At 54.4% G+C, this 11433-nt stretch carries 10 protein-coding genes; 8 read left to right on the top strand and 2 right to left on the bottom strand.

Annotated elements, in window-relative coordinates:
* Window positions 1-35 precede the first annotated feature (35 nt).
* Both mrcB and hrpB read right to left on the bottom strand, forming a co-directional pair.
* Window positions 36-2531: a penicillin-binding protein 1B gene (mrcB, locus tag ACSF8W_RS15480; RefSeq protein ID WP_500848121.1), complete on the bottom strand. Its 2496-nt coding sequence runs from the start codon at window positions 2529-2531 to the stop codon at window positions 36-38.
* Between the two features lie 17 nt (window positions 2532-2548).
* The gene (hrpB, locus tag ACSF8W_RS15485) at window positions 2549-5023 is read right to left on the bottom strand and encodes an ATP-dependent helicase HrpB (RefSeq protein WP_500848122.1); all 2475 of its coding nucleotides are present in this window, start codon (window positions 5021-5023) and stop codon (window positions 2549-2551) included.
* 137 nt (window positions 5024-5160) lie between these two features.
* Here hrpB and ACSF8W_RS15490 point away from each other — a divergent pair, with 137 nt between their 5' ends.
* The 8 genes from ACSF8W_RS15490 to panC all read left to right on the top strand — a co-directional run bounded on the left by ACSF8W_RS15490 (window position 5161) and on the right by panC (window position 11361).
* Window positions 5161-5349 (top strand): hypothetical protein, encoded by a 189-nt coding sequence (locus ACSF8W_RS15490; protein ID WP_500848123.1) that lies wholly within the window; start codon window positions 5161-5163, stop codon window positions 5347-5349.
* A 91-nt stretch (window positions 5350-5440) separates the two neighbouring features.
* A complete protein-coding gene (gene sfsA / locus ACSF8W_RS15495) occupies window positions 5441-6145 on the top strand; it encodes a DNA/RNA nuclease SfsA (protein ID WP_500848124.1) in 705 nt (234 codons plus the stop codon).
* 136 nt (window positions 6146-6281) lie between these two features.
* Window positions 6282-6731, top strand: coding sequence for an RNA polymerase-binding protein DksA (gene dksA, locus ACSF8W_RS15500; RefSeq protein WP_500848125.1), 450 nt, complete (start codon window positions 6282-6284; stop codon window positions 6729-6731).
* A gap of 75 nt (window positions 6732-6806) precedes the next feature.
* Window positions 6807-7691 (top strand): tRNA glutamyl-Q(34) synthetase GluQRS, encoded by an 885-nt coding sequence (gluQRS, locus tag ACSF8W_RS15505; protein ID WP_500848126.1) that lies wholly within the window; start codon window positions 6807-6809, stop codon window positions 7689-7691.
* Between the two features lie 55 nt (window positions 7692-7746).
* Complete coding sequence (gene pcnB / locus ACSF8W_RS15510; RefSeq protein WP_500848127.1) at window positions 7747-9162, top strand: polynucleotide adenylyltransferase PcnB; 1416 nt, start codon at window positions 7747-7749, stop codon at window positions 9160-9162.
* Entirely contained in the window at window positions 9159-9644 is a 486-nt protein-coding gene (gene folK / locus ACSF8W_RS15515) for a 2-amino-4-hydroxy-6-hydroxymethyldihydropteridine diphosphokinase (protein WP_428476557.1), read from the top strand. Before pcnB ends, folK begins: the two co-directional genes overlap by 4 nt.
* 28 nt (window positions 9645-9672) lie before the next feature.
* Window positions 9673-10467: a 3-methyl-2-oxobutanoate hydroxymethyltransferase gene (gene panB, locus ACSF8W_RS15520; protein ID WP_500848128.1), complete on the top strand. Its 795-nt coding sequence runs from the start codon at window positions 9673-9675 to the stop codon at window positions 10465-10467.
* 9 nt (window positions 10468-10476) lie between these two features.
* Complete coding sequence (panC, locus tag ACSF8W_RS15525) at window positions 10477-11361, top strand: pantoate--beta-alanine ligase (protein ID WP_500848129.1); 885 nt, start codon at window positions 10477-10479, stop codon at window positions 11359-11361.
* Window positions 11362-11433: the final 72 nt, after the last annotated feature.

Below are 11433 nucleotides of genomic sequence, written 5' to 3' on the forward strand. Positions count from 1 at the left end.
TCAGGCGTGCTTTTTCATGGGCAGGTGTATCGCATTTACCAGCTAAACATGTCTTTGATCCACTTCGCAGGCTTGTTACTGTCACAGAAGGCTTTTACATCGCCGTCTTTATCCCACAGCGGCAGCGCATATTGACCGGTGCAATCACGCGATAACGTGCCGTTAGGCTGCTGGGTAAATTTCGCTGACGTCAGTTTGTTCGGCCAGGCCAACGTTAACGGCGCAGGCTGACGGCCTTTGAGGTAATCGCTGTATAACCGCAATGCTCCCGATGAGCCGGTCAGGTTCACCGAGGTATTGTCATCACGTCCCATCCAGACCGTCACGACCTCACGGCCATCAATCCCAACATACCAGCTGTCACGGGATTTATCGGTGGTACCGGTTTTACCCGCTAACGTCGCCCAACCAAACTGCGGCTGTAAGAAACGGGCCGTGCCTTGTGATACGACGTTCTTCATCCCGTACGTTGTCAGCCATGCAGCTTGCTCAGGCACGCTCTGCGCGGCTTTCGGCACCCATTGGTACAGTTGCTTACCTTTTTGGTCTACCACCGCACGCAGGGCGGTCAGCTCGGCTTTACGGCCACCGCTCGCCACGGCCTGATACATCTGCGTCACTTCATACGGGGTCAGGGTAAACGCGCCCAATAAAATCGACGGCAGTTTCGGCACTTCATCGCGATCGACGCCCAACTCGGCCAGCGTATCAATCACATTATTGAGCCCGACAGCCATGCCCAAATTCACCGTTGGCACATTCAGCGACTTCGCCAAGGCGTAATACAGCGGCACTTCACCGCGGAATTTGCGATCGTAGTTACGCGGCTGCCAACTGGTGCCGTTGCTGCTACGCATCGCAATGGGTTTATCTTCCAACGTACTCGCCAGCGTAAACTGATCCGGATGACGTAACGCCGCCAAATACACCGCCGGTTTCACCAGCGAACCAATCTGACGACGGGCATCCAACGCGCGGTTAAAGCCGGCAAAGCCCGGCTGGCTTCCCCCGATCATGGCGCGGATCTCACCGGTTCGGCGATCCACCGCCACCAAGGCCGTTTCCACGTCCCCGCCGGCTTTCTTACTCAGCAACGGCACCCGATGGCGCACGGCCCGCTCGGCTTCTTGCTGGGATAACGGATCCAGAGTACTGAACACCCGCAGGCCTACACCCGGTGTGAAGTTATCCCCCACCCGCTGCTTCAGCTCACGCTGGAGTTGCTGGAAATACGCCGGTTGGCGACTGGCCAGCATGGCTTTCGCCTGAATGTCGAGCGGACGTGATGCGGCCAACTCATACTGATCGCCGGTAAGGATTTGGTTGTCCATCATCATGCGCAGCACCAAATCACGACGCTGACGGGCACGCTCCGGGTTACGCCACGGATTGTAATACGACGGCCCTTTTGCCATGGCCACCAGCAAGGCTTGCTGATCGATACGCAGCTCTTGCAACGGACGGCCAAAGTACAACCGCGCCCCTAAGGCAAAGCCATGGACTTCCTTGCCGCCGTTTTGCCCCAAATAAATTTCATTGAGGTACGCTTCCAGGATCCGATCTTTGCTGTAGCGATAATCAATGATCACCGCGATATAGGCTTCACGTACCTTACGCCACAACGAGCGTTCACGGCTCAGGAAAATGTTTTTGGCCAACTGCTGCGTCAGGGTACTGCCCCCTTGCACGGTGCGCCCCGCTTTGAGGTTCACCAGCATGGCACGCACAATCGCCAACGGCGATACCCCGTCATGGTGATAGAAGTCGCGGTCTTCGGTGACCAGCAGCGCGTCCACTAGCACTTCAGGGAACTGCTCGCGTGACATAAACAAACGTTGCTCGTGATCGCCGGTACCCAGCATCCCCAGCATTTTCGGCTCAATACGCACATACCCCAGCTGACGCTTACTGCCCACTTCCTCGATACGTTGCAAGGTACCGTCGGCAAAGGTCAGCATGACATGCCGTGCGCCTTCTGCGCCGTCATCAAATTCAAACGGACGACGGATCAGTTCGATACGGGTCGACGACGAGGAATACTCGCCATTACGCTGCGGCGTACGCACTTTATGGTATTGCAGTAAATCCAACTCACGGCGCACTTCTTCGCGGGTGATCGCCTGTCCTGGTTGTAACGTCAGCACACGGCCATACACCACGGCAGGCAGGTTCCACAATTGCCCGTCAAAGCGGTCACGCACCACCTTATCCAGATAGATCCCGACCACCAGCAACACGGCGAGCAAGGCAATACTCACCTTCAGGCCAAACCCCATCAGCCATCTTAACCACGGTGGGACCCGACCACTCTTGGCAGCCGGTTTTTTCCGCCCACGCGACGTTGCCGCTTTACGCGGTTTTGCTGTTGCTTTGGCGCCGGTTTTAGCTGCCGCTTTGGTTGGGGCTTTGTCACTGGCCCCCTCTTCCGGTGTCGCACGGGGTTTGCGGCGGCGTGGCGGCTTTTTTGCCTCATCCTTGCCCGCCGCTGGCTTTTTCGGTGCCGGTGCCATCTGGCGAGTCCGCCATTTCATCTTATTCATCATTTTATCTACATGTATTTTTTCGTTTTTCGGGTCGGCGCGTGATGGGCAGGATCATCCGGCCACGGGTGCTTGGGATAGCGCCCTTTCATCTCTTTTTGCACCTCACGGTACGAACCTTGCCAAAACGTGGCTAAATCTCGAGTGATCTGTAACGGACGCTGTGCCGGTGACAGCAGTTCTAGCACTACCGCGACCCGCCCATTGGCGATCATCGGGGAGCTTTTTTCCCCAAACATTTCTTGTAACTTCACGGCTAACACCGGGTGTTGGCCAACCTGATAACGGATGGGATAGCGGGAGCCGGTGGGCACTTCATAATGGGTCGGTAAGGCGGCATCCAACGCGTGTTTTTTCTCCCACCCCAAGCGCGCTTCCAGTGCCGCATGCACATCCAAGCGCTCAAGGGCTTTAAGGGTTTTCATCCCCGTCATATACGGTAATAACCAAGTGCCGGCATCGGCCAACAAGCTGGCGTCATCCATCGCAGGCAGGGCAAGCTCTGGCAACCATTCCGTCGCACAGCGGGCGCGCACCAGCAAATTCTCCGCCGCGTCACGCCACGGTAAAATACCCAGCCCTTTACGAATAATGGCATTGAGCAAGGCTTCACTGGCTTTCGTCGGGTCTGGCGCGGCCATCAGGCTACGTTCGAGCACTAACTTACCACAACACAATTGTTTTTCTGCCGTCAGACGGCCTTTCTTGTCATCCCAATCCAGCCATTCTCTCTCTGAAAACAGCGCCGGTAACTGAGTCTGCAAACTGCCGAGATCGGCCATGACAGCCGAGAAGATACGGCTGTCACCTTGGCGGGTTTTCACTACATCGGCCACCACCAACAGATCCGCATCCGCCAGTGGCTCATCCGGCAACAAGCTGGCACCTTGGCCATTCGCCAATTGATAGCGCCCATCACGACCACGTGACAAGGCAATACGATCGGGGAAACCCGCGGCCATTAAGGGAGCAATCCACTCACCCGCGACGCGTAATGGGATCCGCGTCGCCTGACCGTGTTGCAGTTTTTGCAGGTGTTGCTGTACGCGTTGTTTATACGCCTGACTGCGTGGCAATTTGCCGCTTTCTAGCAGGTTGAGCTGAAAATGCAGATCGGGGTTGTGCATGCCGCGCGGTGGCTCTTCCAATAACGCCACCAGCATGGCCGCTGTCGCCATCGCCGCCGGCCCCTTCTCTTTCGCCATCAGCAGCATGGTGGCATGACGCGGATCGGTACCAAGGGCGTGTAACGCCGCGCCACGCTCGGTCAGCTGGCCACGTTCATCCATCGCCCCTAAGGCGTGCAACAGCGCGCGTGATTGCGTCAGGGCAATGGTCGGCGGCACGTCCAGCCAATGTAAATCGCGGGCCTCCGCGCAGCCCCATTGCGCCAACTCCATCGCTAACGTGGTTAAGTCGGCACGCAAGATCTCCGGTTGTGGTGTGGCAGGCTGACGGGCCAGTTGTTCTTCACTGTACAAACGCAGGCAGATCCCCGGTTCAAGACGCCCGGCACGGCCTGCTCGCTGCTCGGCAGACGAACGGGCGATACGCACCGATTCTAATCGGCTGATCCCGGTCTTCGGATCCCACAGGGCGATCCGCTCTAACCCGCTGTCGACCACTAAGCGGATCCCCTCAATGGTCAAACTGGTTTCGGCAATATTGGTCGCCAACACCACTTTACGTCGGCCTGCAGGCGCTGGCGTAATGGCTTGCTGCTGTTGCTGCGCGCTAAGCTGCCCATACAACGGACTGATCACGACATCACTCGGTAACCCGTCCTCTAACCGTTCCGCCAAACGGCGGATCTCACCCGCACCGGGTAAGAACACCAACATAGACCCACGTTCACTGGCCAATAAGCTGCGTACCGCTTTGGCTACCGCCTCGACCGTGTCTGAGCCATCGGCAACCCGCTGATAGCGGTGTTCGACCGGAAAACAGCGTCCTGCCGATTCGATGTAGGCCGCGTCTGGCAACAACGCCGTTAACGCCGCTTCATCTAACGTGGCAGACATCACCAGAATTTTCAGATCGTCTCGCAAGGCTTCTTGCACTTCCAGCGCCAGCGCCAATGACGTGTCGGCATGAATACTGCGTTCATGAAATTCATCGAAGATCAGCAAGCCAATCCCTGAGAGTTCAGGATCCTGCTGCAGCATGCGGGTCATCACCCCTTCGGTCACCACCACCAGTCGTGTCGCCGCACTGGTGTTACTTTCCCCGCGCATACGCAGGCCAATGGTCTCGCCGACCGACTCCCCCAGCTGCGCCGCTAAGTATTGAGCAATGTTACGTGCCGCTAAACGGCGCGGCTCCAGCATCACTATTTTGCCGTTAATGCCACCCTGTTGCAGGATGGCCAGCGGCAGACAAGTGGATTTACCGGCCCCGGGCGGGGCTTTGAGGATCAGTTGCGACTGCGCCGTTAATGCGGCAAGCAGCGGGGTCATAACGTCGTGGATTGGCAGTTGTGACAATGGGAACACCTTGTGTCATATTCAAACTAAGCCCTGCTATTGTATACCGAAGTCCACTAAATAAGTCCGTTCACGGTGCGCGTTTCCGCGAGAATGTCAGGGTGACACACCAATCTCCGCGATGAGCATGAAAAAAGATGACGAAAAAGTACCGCTTATTTTTTGCTTTGCCCCCTCAGCTACCGGCAGCTTGTGTGTTCTCGCTCGATCTCACCTTTCACTTTCCCGCGTTTGGGCTGTATATTTCCACCACCGAACACGGACAACAAGGCGTGCGTTATCACTGCCTCAAGCAATGGCCGCTCATGGCAGACTCACCACCGTGAGCCATGCGCACCATCACACACTGGCATGAAACATCACGTAATTGATCGTCGTCGTTTTCGGCACACTCTCTTTTATATGACAAGGAACGGCATGAAATTTACCTCGCCACTGCAACCGGCCACCTTGATCAAACGCTATAAGCGTTTTCTCGCCGATGTGACCCTGCCAGACGGTACTGTCACCACCCTGCACTGTGCCAATACTGGTGCAATGACGGGCTGCGCCACGCCCGGCAATACCGTGTGGTACTCCACCTCAGACAACCCCAAACGTAAATATCCCTGCAGTTGGGAATTAAGCCAGACCGCAGACGGCGACATGATTTGCGTGAACACCGCGCAAGCTAATCGCTTGGTGGTCGAAGCCATCAATAATGACGTCATCAGTGAGTTGCGCGGCTATAGCACCCTGCGCACAGAAGTGAAGTATGGCAGTGAAAACAGCAGGATAGACATTCTCTTGCAAGCAGAAACGCAACCGGACTGCTATATTGAAGTCAAGAGCGTGACCCTGTTGCAAGACGGACAAGGCTTTTTCCCGGACACGGTCACAACCCGGGGACAAAAACACCTGCGAGAACTCGCAGAGGTGGCACAAAGCGGGAAGCGTGCCATACTTTTTTTCGCCATTTTGCATTCGGGCATTGAAAATGTTTCTGCCGCACACCATATAGACCCGGACTATTTTTCATTAATCCAACAAGCAGAACGGGCAGGCGTAGAGATCCTTTGTTACAAGGCAGTATTACACCCAAATGAGCTCTACCTCGAAGACTGCATAAAATTCAATCACTAAACATCGCAAAGTGATGCTTTCTTCACATTGGGATAAAATTGAAGATATGCAGCAATTGCCACGCTACACCCTTTCTGCTATAGATACCGCCCAATTTTGACCAGTGACGGTTATTAGGTATATTAGGAGATGCTATATGCCAGAGAGCAACGTTAAAAAATCGCTAGGCATCCTGGCTATTGCTGGGGTTGAACCTTACCAAGAAAAAGCCGGCGAAGAATATATGGGTGAAGCTCAGCTAGAGCACTTCCGTAAAATTCTAAGCGCTTGGCGTAATCAGCTGCGTGAAGAAGTCGATCGTACTGTAAACCATATGCAAGACGAAGCGGCTAACTTCCCAGATCCTGTCGACCGTGCGGCCCAGGAAGAAGAATTCAGCCTCGAACTTCGTAACCGTGATCGTGAACGTAAGCTGATCAAGAAAATCGAAAAGACCCTTGCGCGTATTGAAGAGGACGACTTCGGTTTCTGTGATTCTTGCGGTATTGAAATCGGCATCCGTCGTTTGGAAGCGCGCCCAACAGCTGATCTTTGTATCGACTGTAAAACGCTAGCTGAAATCAAAGAAAAGCAGATGGCAGGCTAGTACGCTACGTACATTCGCACCACTGTATTCAAAGAGGGAGCTACTGCTCCCTTTTTCGTTTTTGATGATTTTCTTATGACGACACAGACACACTATATTGGCCGTTTCGCGCCCTCACCATCAGGCCCGCTTCATTTTGGTTCGTTAGTGGCCGCTTTAGGCAGCTACCTGCAAGCCCGCGCCCAAGGTGGCACGTGGCTGGTCAGAATGGAAGATCTTGATCCACCGCGCGAAATGCCCGGCGCAGCCGATGATATACTGCGCACGCTGGAGGCCTATGGCCTGCATTGGGATGGCGGGATTATGTACCAAAGCCAACGCCACGATGCTTACCAAGCACAGATAGACGCTTGGCTTGCGCACCAACAAGCGTATTATTGCCACTGCAGCCGCAAGCAAATTAAAGACGCTGGCGGGTTCTACCCCGGTACCTGTCGCGCGCTGCACGGTTCCGCCCATGACAGTGCGATTCGCCTCAAGGTGGACCAACCGGTCACCCGTTTTGACGATTGCCTGCACGGCACCATGACCATTCCCGCCGCACTGGCTGCCGAGGATTTTATCATCCGTCGGCGTGACGGCCTGTTTGCCTATAATTTGGCGGTGGTATTGGATGATATTGCTCAAGGGATCACACAAGTGGTTCGCGGGGCAGATTTGATTGAGCCGACGGGCCGTCAAATTGGCTTATACCGCCTGTTAGGGCAGCCTGAAGTCAGCTATTTACACCTGCCATTAGCCGTGACGGAAAATGGCAATAAGTTATCAAAACAAAACCATGCGCCCGCCATCGACACGGCCGATCCCAGACCGGCACTGATCGCGGCATTGCGCTTTTTAGGCCAGCAACCACCGGCTGATTTGGCCGCATCGTCCACGGCAGATATCCTACGCTGGGCAACGGAACATTGGCAGTTATCACACGTGCCAAACACCACTGCCATTACGCTAGGATTCTAAAATGGCTTGCCGTGATATATGATATGCGGCTGTTTGTTGAATCCGAACCATATAAATGAGGTGTATTATCTTTAATCGAGTAGCCAGCTTTTGCCGTAAGGTATTGAATCGCGATAGTAGTACGCTCGACACCGAGGAACTCGCCTTGCAAGTTTATCAGCGCCAAGAGCACGGTATTTCACGTAAAGATATCAGCGAAAATGCGCTGAAAGTCCTTTACCGCCTAAATAAAGCCGGTTTTGACGCCTATCTGGTCGGTGGGGGTGTTCGCGATCTCCTTTTGGACAAACAACCTAAAGACTTCGACATTGCCACCAACGCCACACCGGAAGAAATCAAGCAACTGTTCCGTAACTGTCGCCTGATCGGTCGCCGTTTCCGTCTTGCTCACATTTTGTTTGGGCGCGATGTGATTGAAGTTGCCACCTTCCGTGGTCACCATGCCGATGCGGCGCCGAGCTTGCAAGATAAAAAGCAAGTGTCAGCCCAAAGCCAAGAAGGCATGCTGCTGCGTGATAATGTCTACGGCACCATTGAAGAAGATGCCGAGCGCCGCGATTTCACCATCAATGCGCTTTACTACAGCATCAAAGACTTCACGGTCACGGACTTTGTTAACGGGGTGGAAGATCTCGACAACCGCATTCTGCGTTTGATTGGTGATCCTGAAACACGTTACCGCGAAGATCCGGTACGCATGTTGCGTGCGGTCCGTTTCGCCGCCAAGCTAGACATGACCATCGAAGAGAAAACAGCAGCGCCGATCGAAACCTTGTCGACACTGCTGCAAGACATTCCGGCGGCTCGTCTGTTTGAAGAAAGCCTGAAGTTGCTGCAATCGGGCAACGGCTTGGCCACCTACCAACTGATGCGTGAATACAACCTGTTCCAACAGCTGTTCCCACTGCTGTCTGAACACTTCACGGAAGAGCAAAACAGCCAGACTGAGATCATGATCGAGCACATCTTGAGTGCCACCGACAAACGCTTGGCGGAAGAAAAGCGTGTCAATCCGGCGTTCATGTTTGCGGCGATGCTGTGGTACCCAATGGTCACCCGCGCCGAAGAGATCTCGTTTGCCAGCGGCCTGTCTTACTATGACGCGTTCATGGTGGCCTCAAACGACATTTTGGATGAGCAGGTCAAAACCATTGCGATCCCACGTCGCTTTACCACCACGGTGCGTGACATCTGGCAACAGCAGATGCGCTTTAGCCGCCGTACCGGTAAACGTGCGTTCAAGATGATGGAACACCCGAAATTCCGTGCTGCGTTTGATTTCCTTGAAATGCGCGGCCAGTTTGAAGGGAATGATATTGCGGAACTGGCGCAGTGGTGGAATCAATTCCAACACGGCGAACGTAACCAGCGCAATAAAATGGTGTTACAAGTGAATGATGAAGACAAGTCTGGCACACGCCGTCGTCGTCGCCCGCAGCGCCGTAAAAAGCCGCAGGCTAAATCATCATGATCCTCGCTTACATTGCGATTGGCAGTAACCTGAGCGATCCTGTCGCTCAGGCTAATCGCGCTATCGAGGCGTTGAAACAGCACCCGGATGTTAACGTGGTTGCCGTTTCTTCGCTCTATAGCAGCACCCCTATGGGTCCTCAGGACCAACCCGACTACATCAATGCAGTGGTCGCCGTTGAGACAGCGCTTGCTCCGCTCGCCTTGCTCGACTGCACCCAATCCATCGAACACGCGCATGGCCGGGTACGCAAGGATGAACGCTGGGGGCCTCGCACACTGGATCTCGATATCCTCCTCTATGGCGATCTCGAGCTTCATTGCGACCGCCTCACCGTGCCGCACTATGGCATGAAAGTGCGTGAGTTCGTGCTTTATCCGCTTGCAGAAATTGCCCCTGAATTGGTCCTGCCTGATCACACTGCCCTGCAATCTTTGCTGGCACAGGTAGACCGTAACGGACTGGCCATCTGGTCCCAGTAACCCGTTGTCAGGGCTAAAGGGAGATAACATGAAAAAAATCACAATTAACGACCTGATGAAATGGAAGCGCGAAGGTCGTAAGTTTGCTTCAGTCACCGCCTACGACGCCAGTTTTGCGCAATTGTTTGAGCAACAAGACGTCCCTGTACTGCTGGTTGGTGACTCCCTCGGCATGGTTCTTCAGGGGAAACCCGATACGTTACCCGTCAGCGTGGAGGATATTGCCTATCACACCCGCTGTGTCCGAGCTGGCAGCCCTAACTCATTGTTGATGGCCGATATGCCCTTCATGAGTTACAGCACGCCTGAGCAAGCTTGTGAGAATGCGGCCACACTAATGCGTGCCGGTGCCAATATGGTGAAATTAGAAGGTGGGGCTTGGCTCGCCGATACCGTCACCAAACTGACCGAGCGCGCGGTACCTGTGTGTGCACACTTGGGGCTTACCCCACAATCCGTCAATATTTTCGGCGGCTATAAAGTGCAAGGACGTGACTCCGACCACGCAGAGCAAATGGTAAAAGATGCTATTCTGCTCAAAAATGCCGGGGCACAGATCATTTTGCTGGAGTGTGTACCTGCCAGCTTAGCGGAACGCATTACCAAAGCGGTTGAAGTCCCTGTCATTGGGATTGGTGCCGGTAATGCCACCGACGGTCAAATCCTTGTCATGCACGACATGTTTGGGATCTCCGCCAACTATATTCCACGTTTCTCCAAAAACTATTTGGCTGAAACGGGCGAGATGCGCGCAGCTGTTACCCAATACCTAGAAGATGTTGCGGCCGGAACCTTTCCAGGCCCAGAACATACCTTTGAATAAGGAATAAAAATGCAAACATTCGCCGAGATTGCCCCTATCCGTGAACAAATCCGCACATGGCGCCGTGAAGGCCGCCGTATTGCGTTCGTTCCAACCATGGGCAACCTGCATGATGGCCATCTGACGCTGGTGCGTAAAGCACGTGAACATGCCGATGTGGTCGTGGTCAGCATTTTTGTTAACCCAATGCAGTTCGATAAAGCCGATGACCTGAAAAGTTATCCTCGCACACTGGAGGATGACTTAGCCAAGCTCAATAGCGAAGCGGTCGATCTGGTCTTTACCCCGACACCTGACATTATGTATCCCGAGGGACTGGATCGTCAGACGTTTGTCGAAGTACCTGGACTTTCTAACATGCTGGAAGGGGCACTGCGCCCAAGTCACTTCCGCGGCGTTTCTACTGTTGTGACGAAGCTGTTCAATATCGTTCAGCCGGACGTTGCCTGTTTTGGTGAAAAAGACTATCAGCAGCTCGCACTCCTGCGTCAAATGACGCTGGATATGGCAATGGACATTGAGATTGTCGGTGTACCCACAGTGCGTGAACTGGATGGCCTGGCCATGAGCTCTCGCAACGGTTACCTGACCGTCGATGAGCGCCAGCGTGCGCCGGTACTGGCACGCACCATGCGTTGGATCAGCAGCCAGATGCGCGGCGGGCGTAATGACTACGCCGAAGTGGTGGTGGATGCGAACGATCAACTGCGTGCGGCTGGCCTGCAGCCGGATGAGATCTACATCCGTGATGCCGTGACCCTGCAGCCGGTAGGCGAAGAGACACAGCAAGCGGTGATCTTGATGTCTGCGATTTTGGGTAAAGCCCGCTTGATCGACAACCAAGTGGTTGAGCTGCACACCCCATCATCAGCGAGCACGACAGCAGAAGAGTAATCTTCTCTTTGTCACGACAAAAAATCCCAGCACATGGCTGGGATTTTTTATGTCTGTTATACCGTTCACGGT

Source organism: Photobacterium sp. 270122K (assembly GCF_059941365.1).